This is a genomic window from Phytomonospora sp. NPDC050363, from assembly GCF_040655735.1.
Lineage (GTDB): Bacteria > Actinomycetota > Actinomycetes > Mycobacteriales > Micromonosporaceae > Phytomonospora.
In genome coordinates this window covers 244,958-261,815 of record NZ_JBFAKK010000007.1, presented here as the reverse complement: position 1 = coordinate 261,815, position 16,858 = coordinate 244,958, and the positions used below count along the sequence as shown (strand labels likewise).

Sequence of the window (16,858 nt, the reverse complement as noted above, 5' to 3'; positions counted from 1 at the left end):
GAACGAACCCCGGAGCCTTCGCCCCGGGGTCCGCGAAACCTGAAAAACCCTTACGCCGACAGCAGGTCGTGCCGGATCACGTTCTGGTCCCGGGCCGGCCCGACACCGATCACCGAGATGCGCGCCTTGCACAGCTCCTCAAGGCGCTCGACGTAGGACTGCGCGTTCTTCGGCAGGTCCTCGAAGCGGCGGCACTCCGAGACGTCCTCCCACCAGCCGTCGTGGAACTCGTACAGCGGCGTGGCGTGGTGCAGCGCGGTCTGCGTCATCGGCATCTCGTCGTGGCGCTCGCCGTCGATGTCGTAGCCGATGCAGATCGGCACCTTGTCCAGCGACGACAGCACGTCGAGCTTCGTCAGGAACAGGTCGGTGATGCCGTTGACGCGCACGGCGTAGCGGCCGATCACCGCGTCGAACCAACCGCAGCGGCGTTCGCGGCCGGTGGTGGTGCCGTACTCGCCGCCGACCTTGAGCAGGTGCATGCCGTTGTCGTCGAACAGCTCGGTCGGGAAGGGGCCGGAGCCGACACGGGTGGTGTAGGCCTTGATGACGCCGATGACCCGGTCGATGCGCGTCGGGGGGATCCCCGCGCCGACGCACGCGCCGCCCGTGGTCGGGTTCGACGACGTCACGAACGGGTAGGTGCCGTGGTCGACGTCGAGGAGAGTCGCCTGCGCGCCCTCCAGCAGCACGTAGTCGCCACGGGTCAGGGCCTCGTCGAGGAGGAGACGCGTGTCGGTGATGAAGGGGATGAGCCTCTCGGCGTACCCCATGTACTCCTCGACGACCGCGTCGATGTCGATCTTCTTGCGGTTGTAGACCTTGACCAGGACCTGGTTCTTCTCCCGCAGCGCCAGTTCGAGCTTCTGCCGGAAGATCTTCGGGTCGAGGAGGTCCTGCACGCGGATTCCGACGCGGCCGACCTTGTCGCCGTACGTCGGGCCGATCCCGCGCCCGGTGGTCCCGATCCGCGCCGATCCGAGGTAGCGCTCGACGACGCGGTCGAGGGCCCGGTGGTGCGGCATGATCAGGTGGGCGTCGGCCGAGATCTTGAGCTGGGAGACGTCCACGCCGCGCGCGGCGAGCCCGTCGAGTTCGTGCAGCAGCACCTTGGGGTCGATGACCACGCCGTTGCCGATGACCGGAACGCACCCGGCCGTGAGGATGCCCGTCGGCGTCAGGTGCAGGGCGTACTTCTCCCCGTCGGGGGTGACCACCGTGTGACCGGCGTTGTTGCCGCCCTGGTAGCGGACCGTGTAGTGCATCCGCTCGCCGAGCAGGTCGGTGACCTTACCTTTGCCCTCATCGCCCCACTGGGTCCCGACGAGCACGATCGCTGGCATCTCTTCGCCTTCCCGGGTGACACCCGATTACCGACCAAGGGTAATGGGGTGGCTGATCAGGCCGTCACCTGGGCGGTGTGACCAGGGCGGTCCCTCAACGATACGGACCCGGCACTGTGCACACGGGATGATCTGCGCCACGGGCTGGTAGACATGGTTCGTGCCCCACACCCCCATCGAGGCCTACGACGCATGGCTGCGCGGGCGTTTCGCCGAGGCGAACACCCTCCTCGAAGAGGCCTACTTCGCCGAACGCGCCGAGATCCTCGGCGGTCCGCGGCTCGACAAGGTCAAGCAGGAGATCCTGCTCGAAGGCGTTTCGCTGATCGACCGGATCAGCGACCTGCCCACCGCGACCGCCGACCGCTACCGCCTCCTGGGCCTGGTCGGCTTCCACCTCGCCGCCTGCCGCCGCCACGAGACCGGCGACGCCTCCACGCTGGCGCCGGCATGGACTCTGGCGCGCCTGCTCGGCTCGACGCTGGGAGTGGCGCCGCGCTTCGTGTTCTCGCACCAGTCGCTGTACAACACGGCCGTCGACGGCGAGTTCATCACCTTCACGACGCTGCCCGACGAGGCCGCGTTCATCCGCTACAACACCCTCGGGGTGCTCGCCTACCAGCGCGCGGCCGAGGCGCTGCGGCCGATCGCGTCGATGGGCGTGTCGAACCCGTCGGCGGCGTACCTGTTCGACAGCGCCGCCGCCGCCCTCGGCGACGTGCTGGCCTTCAACCGCGCGCTGGCCGAGGACCTCGACACCGAGCGCTTCTTCTACAACATCCGGCCCTACTTCAAGCCCCACCGGGTCGGCGGGATGGAGTTTCGGGGCGTCAACGCCGGCGACTTCTCCGGCGTCAACGAGATCGACCTGCTGCTGGGCCTGGTCGGCCCCCGCGACCCGTTCTACCTGCACCTCATGGCCGAGAAGGACGCCTACCTGCCGCCCGGCGACGCCGAGGCGACCCGCCGGGCGATCGCCCTTGCCGACGGCCCCGGTTCGCTGCTGACGCGTCTGCTCGCCGAGGTCGGCGACGGCCCGGCCACCGGGTCGCTGAAGGCCAACGCCGAGGCGTTCCTCGCCGTCTGCCGCGCCCACGGCGCCGCCTACACGTTCCACCACCACCGTCTGGTGCTGCCGTTCCTGGTCGCGCCCGCCACCCAGGCGCCGCCCGAGCGAATGAGCACCATGTCGGCCAGCGGGCCACCCCTCGACGTGGTCGTGGCGCACCTGTCGCACCTGAGCGACCTGCGCGCCGCCCGCGACCGGCCGGGAACGGCGAAGGCCCGGCTCGACCGGTTGCGCGAACTGGTCGGATAGCGCATCACCGGCCGGCGGGAAGCAGGTCGCGGGAATTCGCCGGACGCGGCCGCCGACGCCTTAGCGTCGACGAAGTGCCCGGCTGTCGGGCCCGAAGGAGGCCCGGCATGCGGCGTTTTCCGCGGACGGTCATGCTCGCCGTCCTGACCACCGGGCTGGTCTTCGCCACGACCCCGACCGCCGGCGCGGCCCCGGTCGCGAAGCCGCCGCGAGTGCCGCTCGGCACGGGAAGCCCGGCGCTGGAGGCGCAGCGGGCGAAGCTGGCGGAGGTGGCGGGGGTGCCTTTGGAGTCGGCGCTGTGCTGGGCGACGAACACATGATGCTCTGCGCGAACGTCCTGCCCGCCGACGTGGGCTGGTCATCGATGTTCATCACCTCGATCTCCCCCGACGACTACTCCGACGTCCTCGAGATCGCGATGCCCTACATCGATGACAGCGTGGTCTCGGCCGAGCTGGGCTACGCCGGCGGCAGCTACGGGATGCTGCGGGCGCGGGCGAGCACGGTCGGCCCGTGGGAGCAGTTCCAGTACGTCTGGGGCGGTGGGGTGGGCGGCGCCTAGTGGCCCGCGCGACCACCCGGCCACCCTCCCCGGCCCTCTGCCGTGGGCGGGCATACCCTCACCCCGTGGACGTTGTACTGCTCAGCCTCGCCGACGGCGCCCCGAGCTGCGGCCCGCGGACCCAGGTCCTGGCCTGCTCCGACGCGCTCAAGAACGGCGACGCGACCGTCCGGCTCGAAGAGGCCGTCGACGACGCCGGCATCGACGCGATCCTGGAGGAGACGGCCGCCTCGGGCGCCGCGCTCGTCCTGGCCGCCGACACCGACGCGCAGGTCCGCGCGATCTGGCGCCGGGCCGTGAAGATCCTCGCCCCGCCGCCCAGCAAGCGCCCCGACGACATGCCCGCCGGCCGCACCGTCCCCGACCTGCCGACGCTGGGGATCCTCCCCCTCGCGCAGGCCCCCGACCTCGTCGCCGCACTCGGCCTGCCCACGTCGCCCGCCGACGTCGCCGCGGCCGTCCTGGGTGGACGGACCCGCCGCATCGACCTGCTCCGCCACGACGGCGGCTCGGCGACCGTCCACGGTGTACGCCTCGGCGGCGGCGACACGCCGTGGTTCGGCAAGATCGCCGTCGACGACCTGATCCTCGCCGACGGAACCCAGCGCATCCTCACCTGCGTCGTGGCCAACGCCTCCGGCTACGCCAGCGTCGACGGCCTTCCCCTGACCGACCCGGACCCCGCCGACGGCGCCCTCGACGTCGCCGTCGCCGTGCCCGTCGTCAAGCGCGGCCTGATCCGCCGCAAGATCAGGATCGAGGTGCGACGCGCCCGGGGTCGCGCGGTCGCGATCACGCCCGGATCCGAGGTCCCCTACATCGACGACGGCGTCGTGGGCACCCTCGCACGCAAGAGAACGTGGTGGAACGAACGCGAAGCGGCGGCCGTTTACGTCACGTGACGATCTCAGTCCGGGCCGTCCGGTGTCGGCACTGGACTTGATGCGCAACAATCGGCAGGTACCAGCCACTCTTTCCCGAGGAGCGCCCGGTGGACAGGCCGCACACCGAGCACGAGACCGCATCCCACCAGCCAGCGCCCGCGCACGCGCCGGCCGACGAAGCCGAGATCGAGGAGGGCACCACCGTCCAGTGGTCCCCGTTCGGTCCGCCGGCGGGCGGCCCGCCGGCCGGTCAACGGCCACCGGCGCACCAGGGAAACCCGCACGGTGTCGCCCAGGTCCCCCAGCACAACGGCGCCCACCCGGCCCTCGACGAGCCGACCGGGCAACTCCCGCAGGTCCCCACCGCGGCACCGCAGCACCCCCTCCAGGTCCCGCCGCAGCCGCCGGCCTACCAGCCGCCGCAGCGGGCGATCTACCAGCCGCAGCCGCAGCCCTCCCAGTTCGGGCAGCCCTACTCGCAGCAGGTCGACCCGCCGCTGGCCGACTACGCCCAGCCGCCCGCGCAGCAGCAACAGCATCACTCCGGGCAGTACCAGCAGCAGCACTCCCAGTACGCGCCGCCGCACGAGTACGCGCCCCAGCCCCCCGAGGCACCCGTGTCGGGTTTCCCCGCGCACCAGCCTCCCCCGGGCCAGGCACTCGTCCCCTACCCGGACACGCCCGGATCCCTTGAGCACCAGCAGGTCACCGCCGACGAGTTCGCCCTGCGCCGCGCCGTCAAGCCCCCGCAGCCGGTGGCGACCACGGGCCTTCGCGCGGTCCTGCGCAAGGCCACCTTCGGCGCCGCGAAACTCGGCCCCAGCCGCAAGGAGCAGGACGTCAGCCGCGCGGTGGAGATGGTCCGCCGCAACTTCGGCGGCCTGCGCCAGGTCACCGTCATCAACCCCAAGGGCGGCGCCGGGAAGACCGTCGCGGTCCTCATGCTCGCCATGACCTTCGGGCAGCGGCGCGGCGGCTACGTCCTCGCCTGGGACAACAACGAGACGCAAGGCACCCTGGGCATGCGCGCCCAGCAGGACTTCCACGTCCGCACCGTCCGCGACCTCCTGCGCGACATCGACCAGTTCCGCGGCCCGACCGGACGTGTCGGCGATCTCTCCCAGTACGTTCGCGCGCAGGGCGAGGCCATGTTCGACGTGCTCTCCTCCGACGAGTCGGCGACCGCCGGCGAGATGCTCACCTCGGCCGCCTTCGGCGAGATCCGCGAGATCGTCTCGCGCTTCTACAAGCTGATCGTCGTCGACACCGGCAACAACGTCCGCGCGCACAACTGGCAGTCGTCAATGGACGCCACCGACCAGCTCGTGGTCACCATGTCGGCCCGCAACGACTCCGCCGAGACCGCCGCGCGCGCCCTCGACCACCTCGAACAGACCGGCCGCCAGGACCTCGTCCGCCGCGCGGTGACGGTCGTGTCGATGCCCGCCCACCGCAAGGACCTCGACCTGCCGGCCGTGCAGCGCCACTTCGCCGCCCGCACCCGCCAGGTCCTGCTCGCCCCCTACGAGAAGCTCCTCGACTCCGGCGAGCCGATCCGCTACGCGATGCTCTCCCAGGCGACGAAGGACGCCTGGCTCAAGATCGCCGCGGCGGTCTCCGAGGGATTGTGAGACCGGTCCTCATCGCCGTCGTCGGCATCGACGGCGCCGGGAAGACCTCGCAGGCGCACGAGCTCGCCGGCTGGCTGCGCGCCTGGGACTGGCACGTGCGGTACGTGCCGAACCAGACGCTGCTGCCGGTCCGGCGCGCCCTCGACCGCATCGCCGTCGAGGACGGCCTCAACGACCACACCGAGCTGCTCGACGCCGACACGATGCGTTTGCTGGCCGCCGGCGCGCGCCTGGCGGCGCTGCACGACGCACTCGTCGAGCCGGCCCCGGTGACGGTTGTCGACCGGTACACGTTCTGTCAGTACGCGGCGGCGCGGGTGCTCGGGGCGGGGAACGTCGACGTCCTGCGGCGGCTGAACCGAGAGCTGCCGGTGCCGGACCTGACGCTGTACCTGGACGTGGAGCCCGCCGAGGCGCAGCAGCGGATCAAGAGGCGGGGGGTGGACGAGGAGAGTCTGGAGTTCCTGACGGGCTTTCGCGACGCCTATCGTTCGCTGCCGGAGTACGAGGGCTTCACGGTGGTCGACGCGGGTGGCGAGTTCGACACGGTGCAGGGGGACATGCGGGAGGCGGTGCGGGGGGCGTTGGGGAGGTTGTAGGGGGACCGCACTCGGCTCGGTTGGGTTCCCGGCGTTCGACCGGCTGGGTGGCTCCGCCCCCAGCACCCCCGCCGGGACGCTGTCCCGGACCCTGCCAGGGACTCCGTCCCTGGACCCGGTCCTCGGCGTGGGTTGCGGGTCGTTGGGGGCGGCCCACGCACCCACCCACTCACCCACTCACCCACTCACCCACGCGCGAAAAGGTGCCCGGAGGCGGGAAACCCCGCCTCCGGGCACCTTTCGGCGCTGGGTCAGCTCAGCGCCAGGAACCACCGGACGGCGTCGGCGGTGCCGAGCTTGTTCGAGTCGGTGTGATCGGTGTCCCCGACGTTCACCACGGTCACCTTCTTGCGCTCGTCGGCGAAGTCGGCGCGGCAGGCCTCCGTGTTCGACGGCGCGGCCTCCAGATCGGTCGGCGTCACGTAGAGACGCACCGGAGCCTTCGGGCGCCAGTCGGCGCACTGCGCGTCGGCGGCGGCGAGCGCGTCGGCGAACTCGCCCCGGGGGTTTTCCAGGAGCGCCGCGCCCTCGTCGGTGAGCAGCTCGTCGACGCTGTTCGGCAGGCCGTTGAACAGGTCCTCCCCGCTGGTGTAGCCGTCGAAGAGGCCCTCGACGGTGGGGGCGTAGTCCTTCTCGAAGACGTCGAAGGTCGAGTCGTAGAGGTCGTGCAGCCGGTCCCAGGAGACCAGCAGGTAGGCGGTGTAGATGACGCTGAGTTTGGGGTGCAGGTCCCCGGCGAGCAGGGCCGGGATCTCCTCGCCGCCGAGGTGGTAGGCGCCGCTGATGGCGGCGACCGCGCCGAGTTCGAAGCGGTGGCGGCCGGCGTCGTCGCGGCCCTCGTCGAGGACGCGGGCGAGACCCAGCGCGGCCGAGGCCCCCTGTGAGAAGCCGGTGACCATGACGTCGCGGTCGAGACGGCGGCCGAGGTCGGCGACCTTCTCGTCGGCGGCGCGGAGCATGTCCATCGACGCCGTGGTCGCCGAGGGGAGGTCCATCCAGGGATGCAGGCCGGGGCCGGTGCCCAGGCCGAGGTAGTCGGGCGCGACGGCGGCGAACCCGGCCGAGGCGTAGGTCCACGAGGGAGCCTGGTCCCACACGTCCCCGGGAAGGGAGGGGACGCCGACCTTCGTGCTCTCGGTGCCGTGCGTGAAGGAGACGGCGGTGAGCTTGCGGTCGCGGTTGTGCGGCAGTGCGAGCAGGCCGCTGGCGGTGGTCGGCTCGCCTTCGGCGTCGACGGTGGCGTATTCAAGGCGGTAGAGGTCGACGGTGTAGCGGACGGTGGCGTTGTCGAAGCCCTCCTCGGCGAGGCCGTCGCGCAGCTCTTCGAGACCGACGGTGCGCACGAAGGTCCCGGCGATGAGGTCACCGCGATCGGAATGGCGCGGACCGGCGGCCGCCAGCCCCGGCGTGGCCAGGAGCAGAGCCGCGGCCGAGGCGGTGGCCAGGGCTTTCGTTCGTGTCTTCATGACCGAAACGTTATGGGTGACCTCGGCAGTCGACAGTGGACCCAACGCGCCTATCGCGGGGGGACCTGGGCCCACCTTCCATGGGAGGCCCAGTGACCAAGATGACTAAACGCGGTGATCCACCGGTCGGGAAGATCCCGTTGTGTCCCCTCGGGGGAGCCGTAACGTCAGCTTCGCCAACCCCCAGGCGACATTCTTTACGGAGTCCCCCTTGCCTCGCCGCGCCTCTTCGCCGCGCACCAAGCCGCCCCGCCTCCCGTACCAGTTCTGGATCATCTGGACCTCGCTGCTGATCAACAAGACCGGCGGGTTCGTCATGGTGATGATGACGATCTACCTGACCGACCAGCGCGGCCTGTCCCCGAGCATGACCGGCATCGTCGTCGGCGCCCACGGCGCCGGAGCCATCGGCGGCATGCTCACCGGCGGTGTCCTCAGCGACCGCATCGGCCGCAAGAAGACCATCGTCACCTCGATGTTCGCCACGACCGTCGTCCTGTCGGTGCTGGTCGTGGTCGACAACGTCTTCGCCATCGCGGGCCTCGTCGCGATCCTCGGCTTCGTCAGCGTCATGGCCGGGCCCGCCTCGGTCGCCGCGATCGCCGACGTCGTCGAACCCGGGGAGCGCTCGCGCGCGTTCAACATCATGTACTGGGCGCAGACGCTCGGCATGGGCGCCGCGACCCTCCTGGGCGGCCTGCTCGCCGCCTTCTCCTTCCCGCTGCTGTTCGCCCTCGACGCCCTCAGCGCGCTGTCGGCGGGACTGCTGGTGCTCTTCGGGGTGAGGGAGTCGCTGTCGCGCGGCACCGACGTGGTCACCGGCGAGCCCGAGCCCGATCGCGGGACGCTCGGCCGGGTCCTGCGCGACCGGCCCTACATGCTGTTCGTTGGCCTGACCTTCATGCAGGCGCTGATGTTCTCGCAGACCAGCAGCACGCTGCCGCTGGCGATGACGGCCGACGGGTTGTCGGAGACGCAGTTCGGGACGGCGCTGGCCATCGGGACGGCCCTGGTCGTCGCCGGGCAGCTGGCGGTGCCCCGCCTGATCGACCGCTTCGGCAAGGCGCAGGTCCTCGCGGTGTCGCTGGCCGGTTCGGGCCTGGGCTTCGGACTGCTCGGTTTCGCCGACACCTTCGCGCTGTACGTCTCGTGCGTTCTGGTGTGGACGGTCGCCTCGATGCTGGCCGCGCCGCCGAACGCGACGATCATCGCCGAGCTGTCGCCCGGTCCGATGCGCGGGCGCTACCAGGGCGTGTTCAGCGTGACCTTCGCCGCGGCGGCCTTCGTCGCGCCGACCGCCGGCGGGTTCACCCTCCAGTACCTCGGCGACTGGCACTGGCTGATCGTCGCGCTGGTCGGCGTGGGCGCCGCCGCCGGTCACCTGCTGACCGGCCCGGCACGCGAGCGCGCCGCCCGGGAGCGGGCCGCGCTGACGGCCGCCAACGCCGTGAAAGCCGCCTAGACGGCTGTAAGCAGGCTCACCGCTTAAGCGCGCGACATCGCGGGCCTCCCGGACGTGTAATGACTGTTGTTCTCGACAGTCCTTACCCCGGGAGGCCCGCGATGCGTGCGGCACGCAACTGGTTCAGCGACACCACCGGTGGCCTGCCCCGCGCCTTCTGGCACCTGTGGCTGGTCACCCTCATCAACCGGCTCGGCTCCTTCGTGGTCATCTACATGACCCTCTACCTGTCGGTCGTGCGCAAGTTCGGGCCCTTCGAGGTCGGGCTGCTCATCGCCGCGCAGGGCGCCGGGGCGATCATCGGCACCCAGGTCGCCGGGGTCCTCGCGACCGCTGGGGCCGCCGCAAGACGCTGCTGCTGTCGAACTTCCTGGCCGTCGTGGTCCTGCTCGCGCTGTCCTTCACCGACGACAAGTGGTCGATCGGGCTCCTGCTGGGCGCCATGGGCGCCGCACTGAACCTGGCCCGGCCGGCCTTCTCGGCGATGATCGCCGACCTGATCCCGCCCGCCGACCGGATGCGCGCCTACACGCTCAACTACTGGGCCATCAACCTCGGCTTCTCCGGTGCGGCGCTGCTGGCCGGCGTCGTCGCGCACTACGACTACCGGCTCATCTTCATGGTCAACGCCGCCGCCATCGCCGCGACCGGCCTGATCGTGCTGTTCCTCGTACCCGAGACCAAGCCGACGCTCGTGCCGGTGCCCGACACCGCCCGCGGCGCCCAGCCGCGCGGGGCGCTGCGCACCATCGCCCGCGACCGCGTGTTCCTCGCCTTCGTCGGCCTGACCTTCCTGCCGGCCTTCCTGATGTCCTCGCTGGAGGTCCTGCTGCCCTTGCAGGTCACCGGCGTGGGGCTGTCGGAGCAGCAGTACAGCTGGATCATCGCGACCAACGGCGTGATCATCGTCGTCGGGCAGCTGTTCGTGCCGCGCCTGGTCGGCAGGGCCCGCCGCACCCGCGTGCTCGCCCTGGCCTCGCTGTTCTGGGCCGCCGGGGTCGGGCTGACCGGCCTGGCCACCGGCGTGCCGGTCTTCATGTTCACCGTGCTGGTGTGGACCATCGGCGAGATGCTCCAGACCCCGGCCAACTCCGCGACCGTCGCCGACCTCGCCCCCGCCGAGATGCGCGGCCGCTACCAGGCGGCCTTCTCGCTGTCCTACCAGGCGGCGACGCTGACCGCGCCCGTTCTCGGCGGCCTGGCGCTCCAGTACCTCGGCGCCGGATGGTGGCTCCTGGCCGCCTTCATCGGCCTCGCCTCGGCAGGCGGGAACCTCCTCGCCGAGCGCTCGCGGGAGCGCAGGCTGGCGCCGCCGGCGCGACCCGAACCAGTCCTGGAGCCCGCCGCGGCCTAGGGCAGCGGAACCTGCGGCTTCCGTCAACCCGAGGTTGACGATTCCCATGCGTCAACCTATGGTTGACGCATGGGAATCGAAAAGTACCCCGTCCGGCTGGGCGACCTCATCGAGTACGTCAGCCAGCAGCCCGGCGGCCCCCTCGACCATCTGTCCACCGCGGCCGAACTCGGCGTCTACCTCGACGAGGTCGCCGACCACCTCATGGGCCACTTCGTCGACCAGGCCAGGCGCGCGGGCGCCTCCTGGAGCGAGATCGGTCAGTACATGGGCGTCAGCAAGCAGGCCGCCCAGAAACGGTTCGTCGACAAGGGCGACAAAGGTGACGAGGGCGACCTCCCGTCGAAGCTCAGCGGCGCCTTCGAGCGCTTCACCGCCCGCGCCCGCAGCGTGACCGTCCAGTCGGCCGTCGAGGCGCGCACCTACGGGCACGACGAGGTCGGCGGCGACCACATCCTGCTCGCGCTGGTCGCCGACGGCCAGGGCCTGGCCGCCCTCGCGCTGGCCGACCAGGGCGCCGACGCCGACCGCGTCCGCGCGGCCGTCCTCGAAGCCCACCCCGCCGAGCCGGGCGAGCCGGGCGAGCACATCCCCTTCAGCAAGGACGGGCGCAAGGTGCTCGACCTGACCCTGCGCGAGGCGCTGCGCTACGGCCACAACTACATCGGCACCGAGCACATGCTCCTCGGCCTCATGCGCGACAAGGGCGGCCCGGGCGCCGAGGCACTCGACGCGCTCGGGGTGACCCGCGAACGTGCCGAGGACTGGATCGGCGCGGCGCTGGCGAAGGTCGCGCAGGCGCGGGCCGAGTGACCGAAACCGGGGCGGGGTCGCGCAAACCAGAAATTCCGCACCCCGCTTCCGGTTAACTGCGACGATCGGCGGGTATCCACAAGGCACCCGAGCGCCGGAGGCCCCGCATGCACGATCTGCCCCTGCTCATCCGTGAGCACATCGAGAAGGCCTACGCCGACGAGCGTGGCCGCAGCGCGCATCTGCTGGTCAACGACGGTCCACTGCGCCAGACGATCATCGCGCTCACCGCCGGTTCGTCGCTCGACGAGCACGAGGCGCCGGCCGCCGCGAGCCTCCAGGTCCTCTACGGCAGCGTGTGCGTCACGAGCGCCGACGGCGAGGAGATGAAGGTGTCGCTCGGCCAGCTGGAGGCGATTCCCCAGAAGCGCCATTCGCTGACCGCCACCGACGACGCGGTCGTCCTGCTCACCGCGGTCACGGAGACATAGCCCACTGGGCTTGACCTCAAGGGGAGTTGAGGTCTTAACGTTGCGCTCCATGAGCACATCTACGCGGGAAACCGCCGAGCGCTACCAGCTCGCCGTGATCGTCGGCAGCGTCCGCGAGGGCCGCTTCGCACCGGTCGTGAAGAACTGGCTGAGCGGCCAGATCAACGAACGCGACGACATCAAGCCCGACGTGATCGACCTCGCCGAGGACGAGGCGCCCAGCGCCGACTTCACCGCGCGGATCGGCGCGGCCGACGCGATCGTCGTGGTCACCCCCGAGTACAACCACAGCTTCCCCGGCCCACTCAAGACCGCCATCGACTCCGTCGGCGCCGAGTGGCGCGGCAAGCCCGTCGCCTTCGTCGCCTACGGCGGCATCTCCGGCGGCCTGCGGGCCGTCGAGGCGCTCCGCCCGGTCTTCTCCGAACTCCACGCGGTCACCATCCGCGAAACTGTGAGTTTCCATGGAGCCTGGGCGCAGTTCGACGAGAACGGTGAGCCACGCGACCCCGAGTCGGTCAACCGCGCCGCGCAGGCGCTCCTCGAACAACTCGGCTGGTGGGCACAGGCTCTGCGGACCGCGCGCGCCGACCGTCCGTACGTCGCCTTCTGATTTTCGACTCCCCGGCGGGTGGGCCGGACGGCCCCCCAAGGCTCACCCGGCCGGGCGAGAATGTCCGGCCCGCACGCCTATGCACCAGCTTCGTCCACGGTTTCGTCGTGTACTGTCCCAGGCTGACGCACTCCCCGGCAGCCGTCCCCGGTACACGGAGCTTCGCATCTAGTGCTTGATACACAGACGATTCCCGCGACACCTGACCTCGCCATCGCACCCCGGTCCATCCCCGACCGCGTGCGCGCCGCCCTCTTCGGGGGCCGCCACCGCCGCTTCGCCATCACTCTCGCGGTGGTCCTCGGAACCCTGATCGCGGTGAACATCCTCCGCAAGTTCGGTCCGGTCAACTCCGGACTGATCGCGGGCCCGATCGCCGCCGTCTGGCTGATCGTGCTGGCCCGCAAGCACGGACTCTCCTGGCACGACCTCGGCCTCGGCCGCAAGACCTGGGCGCGCGGCGCCCTGTACGCGCTGGCCTCGGTCATGTTCGTCGGCGGGATCTACGCCCTCGGCGTGGCGCTCCCCTTCTCCCGCGACGCGTTCATCGACATGCGCTACCAGCTCCACCCGAGCGCGGCGCTGATGACCGCCTTCGTTTTCATCCCGCTCGGCACGATCCTCCTCGAAGAGGTCGCGTTCCGCGGCGTGCTGTTCGGCCTGGTCGGCAAGCACCGCGGTGTGTGGTGGGCCTCGGGCGTCTCCTCGATGCTCTTCGGCGCCTGGCACATCCTGTCCTCGCTGAAGCTCGGCGAGCGCAACCAGGCCGTCATCGAGGTCTTCGGCACCGGCGGCCTGGCCAAGATCGCGATCCTGACGGCCGTCGTCCTGTTCACCGGGCTCGCCGGTCTCCTGCTGTGCGAACTGCGCAGGCGCAGCGGCAGCCTGCTGGCCGCCGCCGGTCTGCACTGGGCGACCAACGGCCTCGGTGTGATCGCCGTCGCCGGCCTGTGGGCACTGTCCACTTAGGCGGCGTCGTGGACGCCCTTCGGGAACTGCACACCGCCGCCGGAGGCGGCGACCCCGACACGACCTGGCGGCTGGCCCGCCTGCCGCCCGGCCTGCCGCCCCCGGGAACCGACCTGCACTACGGCTTCGACTTCGTCGCCGAGTGACGAGCCCTATACCGCCGCGTCGAGCTCCGTGCGGTGCTCGGGGCTCAGTTCCAGCGCGACGCCGGCGATCGCCTCGTCGAGCTGTGCGACGCTGCTGACGCCGACGATCGGCACGGCGTTGGGTTCGCCGCCGGTCAGCCAGGCCAGGACCACCTGGTTGCGGGTGACGCCGAGCTCGTCGGCGACCTTCGCCAGCGCGGCGAGCCGGCGGGTGGTGCCGGGGTGGTCGTAGGACTCGGGGAGCGGGCGGTCGGCGCGCACGTAGGACCCGACCAGCAGCGGGCTGTAGGCCCACACCTCAAGGCCCTCGGTGACGGCGTAGTCCATGGTCTCGTCGGTGAAGAAGCCGAAGCGGTGGCCCGACAGCTTCCCCGCCTCCGGGCGCGGCTTCACGTAGGAGTGCGAGAGCTGGAGCGCGGTGTACCCGGCGACGCCCTGCGCGGCGGCGATCGCGCGCGCCCGCTCGACCAGCCAGGTCGCGTGGTTGGAGGCGCCGAGCTTGCCGACCAGGCCCTCGGCCGCCAGTGCGCCGAAGGCGGCGACGGTCTCCTCGACGGGAACGCGCCGGTCCTCCATGTGCGCCCAGTAGTACTCGACGCGGTCGGTGCCCAGGCGCTTGAGGCTGGCCTTGAGGGCCTCCCCGATCGCGGCGGTGCCCAGGCCCTCGCGGTTGGCGGGCCAGTCGCCGTGCGCCTCGGTCGGCTCCGCACCGCACTTGGTGCTCAGCACGACGCGGTCGCGCACGCCCGACCGGGCGGCGAACCAGCGGCCGAGGAGTTCCTCGCTCTGTCCGCCCAGGCCGCTGTCGTCGGACCAGAAGGAGTAGCAGTTGGCGGTGTCGATCATGGTGCCGCCGGCCTCGACGAAGCGGTCGAGCAGGGCGACCGAGGTCTCCTCGTCGGTCGTCGTGCCGAAGTTCATCACACCGAGGGCGAGCTTGACGGTCATGGAGTTTCCTTCGCAGATCTTGGGGAGTCCCAAGGTCGCATCTGGAGTGCGCTCCAGGTCAAGTGGTGATGTGCTTGGCGAAGGCCGGCCGGTCCATCTCGCGGACCTCGACGGTCAGGTGCACTCTGGCCGCAACGTCGTCCGTGACGTCGTCGGTCAGGCCCGCCCGCAGTACTTCGAGGGTCTTGCGGGCCAGCTCGGCGCGGGTTTCCTCGTTGCGGCCGGTCAGGATCGCGAAGTCGACGTGGACGAGCTGCTCGCCCTGCTCGTGGTCGCCGATCACCCACGTCTCGATCGGCAGGAAACGGGTCTTGAAGTCGTCGAGGGGCGCGTCGATGATCTTGGCGGCCTCGTGATGGAGTTCACGCGCGAAGGCCACGCGGTCGAGGAAGCGCAGCATGGTGTCGGAGTAGGACACGACGATCTGGGGCATGCCCGCAGGGCTCCTTAGGGAAGGGTCGCGCGGACGGCGCCGACCGGCACCCCACGCCCGTAGAGGATCGCCTCGCCGGCCTTGCTGAGCTCGTCGCCGGTGACGCCCAGGCGGGCGAGTCCCTCGACGGCCACGGGAAGCGCGGCGCGGCGGGCACCGTCGTCGATCTTGACGGCGAGAGCACCGACACCGGGAATGGCCATGGCCCACACGCCTTCGGCGCCGACCTTCGACAGCATGCCCGGCACGGCCCGCATGAAGCGCGTGTCGTGGCCGCGCGTGCCGGCGACCTGCTCGGGGTTGGCGCGCATCGCGTCGGCGACGGCCCGCTCGTTGCTGCCCGGCTCGGCCGACACCAGCGCCGCGAAAGAGCGCGCGAGCGCGGTGAGGCTGAAGGCGAACAGGGGCGCGCCGCAGCCGTCGACGCCCGTCGCGGCGATGGGCTCGCCGACCATGTCGTTGACCGTGCGGGCGATCTCCTTCTGGAGCGGGTGGCCCGGGTCGAGGTAGTCGGAGGTCGACCAGCCGGCCGCGACGCAGGTCGCGAGCATGGTCGCGTGCTTGCCCGAGCAGTTCATCAGCAGCCGCGTCGCGCCTCCGCCGGTGGCGATGACGGCCGCGCGGGCCGCGGCGTCGACCGGGAGGTCGCGCGGGCAGGCCAGGTCGGTCTCGGTGAGACCGGCGCCGACGAGGATCCGGCGGACCCGGGCGATGTGGAAGGGCTCGCCCCAGTGGCTCGCCGCGGCGATGGCCAGGTCGGCCGGTGCCGGCAGGGGCAGGCCGGCGCGGAGCATGCCGACCGCCTGGAGCGGCTTGTTGGCCGAGCGCGGGAACACCGGTCCGTCGATGTCCCCGGCCGCGTAGGCGACGTCGCCGCGTGCGTCGAGCAGCACGATCGAACCGCGGTGCAGGCCTTCGACGAATCCGGACCTGACGACCTCGGCTATGGGAGCGCCACCTTTGTAAACCACGGTTGAAACGTATCTTTCGGTGAAGATCGCGGGCAAGTCTTCGCGAACTAGCTCACGATCTGATACCCAGCATCGCCCGCGCCGAATCCACGTCCATCGGGGGACGCTGCGCGATCTTGGCCAGGCCCGCCGCGCGGGCGACGAGTTGCGCGTTTCCGCTGACCGGCTGCCCCTTGGCGTAGGTGAGCGTGTCCTCCATGCCGACCCGCAGGTGCCCTTCGGCGCCCAGCGTCGCCAGCATGACGGGCAGGGTCGAGCGGCCGATTCCCGTCGCGGCGAAGGTCGCGCCGGCGGGGAGGTGCTCGCGCATCTGCTGCTTGGCGGCGATCACCGTCTCGGCGGTGCCGGGCGCGCCACCGGGGACGCCGAGGACGAAGTCGATGTGCACGTGACCGCCGAAGGGCAGGCCGTGCTTGTCGAGCAGACGCCCGAGCGAGGCGATGTGCCCGATGTCGAAGATCTCGTACTCGGGGACCACCGCCGCCGCCTGCATGCGTTCGTGCAGCTCGACGATGAAGTCCCAGCGGTTCATGAACACGTCCGGGCCGAAGTTGACCGTCCCCATCGTGCAGGAGGCCATGTCCGGCGCGGCCTCCAGGACGCGCAGGCGGTCCTCTTCGGGGTCGGTGACCGAGCCGCCGCTGGAGAGCTGGACGATGAGGTTCGTCGCGTCGCGCAGGGCGTCGACGGTCGCCTTGAGGCGCCCGAGGTCGAGGCTGGGCTTGGCGTCGTCGTCGCGGATGTGCACGTGGATGACCGCGGCCCCCGCCTTCTCGCAGGCGACCGCGGTCGCCACGAGCTCGTCGATGGTGACGGGAAGCGCGGGGACCTTCGACTTGTCGGTCTCGGCGCCGGTGGGGGCCACGGTGATCAGCGTCGTTGCTGGCATGGTCATGATCCTGCCAGGCGCGCCCG

The 16,858-nt window shown here is 71.1% G+C and carries 20 protein-coding genes; 14 read left to right on the top strand and 6 right to left on the bottom strand.

The genetic code is table 11. The annotated features are described in order from the left end of the window. Positions 1–50: 50 nt before the first annotated feature. On the bottom strand, positions 51–1,343 hold the full coding sequence (locus AB0I28_RS20975; RefSeq protein WP_357495649.1) for an adenylosuccinate synthase: 1,293 nt from the start codon (positions 1,341–1,343) through the stop codon (positions 51–53). Between the two features lie 160 nt (positions 1,344–1,503). Between AB0I28_RS20975 and AB0I28_RS20970 the strand changes: the two genes are divergently transcribed. The 6 genes from AB0I28_RS20970 to AB0I28_RS20945 all read left to right on the top strand — a co-directional run bounded on the left by AB0I28_RS20970 (position 1,504) and on the right by AB0I28_RS20945 (position 6,337). Then, positions 1,504–2,661, top strand: a complete 1,158-nt coding sequence (locus AB0I28_RS20970) for a monodechloroaminopyrrolnitrin synthase PrnB family protein (protein WP_357495647.1) — start codon at positions 1,504–1,506, stop codon at positions 2,659–2,661. A gap of 107 nt (positions 2,662–2,768) precedes the next feature. After that, complete coding sequence (locus AB0I28_RS20965) at positions 2,769–2,981, top strand: hypothetical protein (RefSeq protein WP_357495645.1); 213 nt, start codon at positions 2,769–2,771, stop codon at positions 2,979–2,981. Beyond that, positions 2,960–3,223 carry a hypothetical protein gene (locus AB0I28_RS20960; protein WP_357495643.1) on the top strand — a complete coding sequence of 88 codons (264 nt, stop codon included), beginning with the start codon at positions 2,960–2,962 and terminating at the stop codon, positions 3,221–3,223. The genes AB0I28_RS20965 and AB0I28_RS20960 overlap by 22 nt, the downstream gene beginning before the upstream one ends. A gap of 65 nt (positions 3,224–3,288) precedes the next feature. After that, positions 3,289–4,125, top strand: a complete 837-nt coding sequence (locus tag AB0I28_RS20955) for a hypothetical protein (RefSeq protein WP_357495641.1) — start codon at positions 3,289–3,291, stop codon at positions 4,123–4,125. A gap of 89 nt (positions 4,126–4,214) precedes the next feature. Continuing rightward, entirely contained in the window at positions 4,215–5,738 is a 1,524-nt protein-coding gene (locus AB0I28_RS20950; RefSeq protein WP_357495639.1) for a chromosome partitioning protein, read from the top strand. After that, positions 5,735–6,337, top strand: a complete 603-nt coding sequence (locus tag AB0I28_RS20945; RefSeq protein WP_357495637.1) for a thymidylate kinase — start codon at positions 5,735–5,737, stop codon at positions 6,335–6,337. The genes AB0I28_RS20950 and AB0I28_RS20945 overlap by 4 nt, the downstream gene beginning before the upstream one ends. A gap of 251 nt (positions 6,338–6,588) precedes the next feature. On the opposite strand, the gene AB0I28_RS20940 is transcribed toward AB0I28_RS20945, so the two are convergent. Continuing rightward, positions 6,589–7,803, bottom strand: a complete 1,215-nt coding sequence (locus tag AB0I28_RS20940; protein ID WP_357495635.1) for a lipase — start codon at positions 7,801–7,803, stop codon at positions 6,589–6,591. A gap of 211 nt (positions 7,804–8,014) precedes the next feature. On the opposite strand from AB0I28_RS20940, the gene AB0I28_RS20935 reads away from it, so the two are divergent. From AB0I28_RS20935 to AB0I28_RS20900, 8 genes are all read left to right on the top strand, one after another. Further along, entirely contained in the window at positions 8,015–9,265 is a 1,251-nt protein-coding gene (locus tag AB0I28_RS20935; protein WP_357495634.1) for an MFS transporter, read from the top strand. Between the two features lie 101 nt (positions 9,266–9,366). Next, the gene (locus AB0I28_RS20930) at positions 9,367–9,723 is read left to right on the top strand and encodes a hypothetical protein (RefSeq protein WP_357495632.1); all 357 of its coding nucleotides are present in this window, start codon (positions 9,367–9,369) and stop codon (positions 9,721–9,723) included. After that, positions 9,645–10,619 (top strand): MFS transporter, encoded by a 975-nt coding sequence (locus AB0I28_RS20925; protein WP_357495630.1) that lies wholly within the window; start codon positions 9,645–9,647, stop codon positions 10,617–10,619. The genes AB0I28_RS20930 and AB0I28_RS20925 overlap by 79 nt, the downstream gene beginning before the upstream one ends. 69 nt (positions 10,620–10,688) lie before the next feature. Further along, on the top strand, positions 10,689–11,432 hold the full coding sequence (locus tag AB0I28_RS20920) for a Clp protease N-terminal domain-containing protein (RefSeq protein WP_357495628.1): 744 nt from the start codon (positions 10,689–10,691) through the stop codon (positions 11,430–11,432). Between the two features lie 107 nt (positions 11,433–11,539). Continuing rightward, on the top strand, positions 11,540–11,863 hold the full coding sequence (locus tag AB0I28_RS20915; protein ID WP_357495626.1) for a LuxR family transcriptional regulator: 324 nt from the start codon (positions 11,540–11,542) through the stop codon (positions 11,861–11,863). A 49-nt stretch (positions 11,864–11,912) separates the two neighbouring features. Continuing rightward, complete coding sequence (locus tag AB0I28_RS20910) at positions 11,913–12,476, top strand: NAD(P)H-dependent oxidoreductase (protein ID WP_357495624.1); 564 nt, start codon at positions 11,913–11,915, stop codon at positions 12,474–12,476. A gap of 171 nt (positions 12,477–12,647) precedes the next feature. Next, positions 12,648–13,445, top strand: a complete 798-nt coding sequence (locus tag AB0I28_RS20905) for a type II CAAX endopeptidase family protein (protein ID WP_357495622.1) — start codon at positions 12,648–12,650, stop codon at positions 13,443–13,445. An 8-nt stretch (positions 13,446–13,453) separates the two neighbouring features. Next, positions 13,454–13,591, top strand: coding sequence for a hypothetical protein (locus AB0I28_RS20900; protein ID WP_357495620.1), 138 nt, complete (start codon positions 13,454–13,456; stop codon positions 13,589–13,591). 6 nt (positions 13,592–13,597) lie between these two features. Here the strand turns inward: AB0I28_RS20900 and AB0I28_RS20895 are convergent, their stop codons facing one another. From AB0I28_RS20895 to AB0I28_RS20880, 4 genes are read right to left on the bottom strand one after another with little or no spacing between them, the layout of a single operon-like run. Beyond that, positions 13,598–14,539 (bottom strand): aldo/keto reductase, encoded by a 942-nt coding sequence (locus AB0I28_RS20895; protein ID WP_357495618.1) that lies wholly within the window; start codon positions 14,537–14,539, stop codon positions 13,598–13,600. A gap of 58 nt (positions 14,540–14,597) precedes the next feature. After that, positions 14,598–14,972: a hypothetical protein gene (locus AB0I28_RS20890; RefSeq protein ID WP_357495616.1), complete on the bottom strand. Its 375-nt coding sequence runs from the start codon at positions 14,970–14,972 to the stop codon at positions 14,598–14,600. 14 nt (positions 14,973–14,986) lie between these two features. After that, positions 14,987–15,943: an asparaginase gene (locus tag AB0I28_RS20885; RefSeq protein WP_357495614.1), complete on the bottom strand. Its 957-nt coding sequence runs from the start codon at positions 15,941–15,943 to the stop codon at positions 14,987–14,989. A 52-nt stretch (positions 15,944–15,995) separates the two neighbouring features. After that, positions 15,996–16,832, bottom strand: coding sequence for a 3-keto-5-aminohexanoate cleavage protein (locus AB0I28_RS20880; RefSeq protein ID WP_357495612.1), 837 nt, complete (start codon positions 16,830–16,832; stop codon positions 15,996–15,998). Positions 16,833–16,858 lie beyond the last annotated feature (26 nt).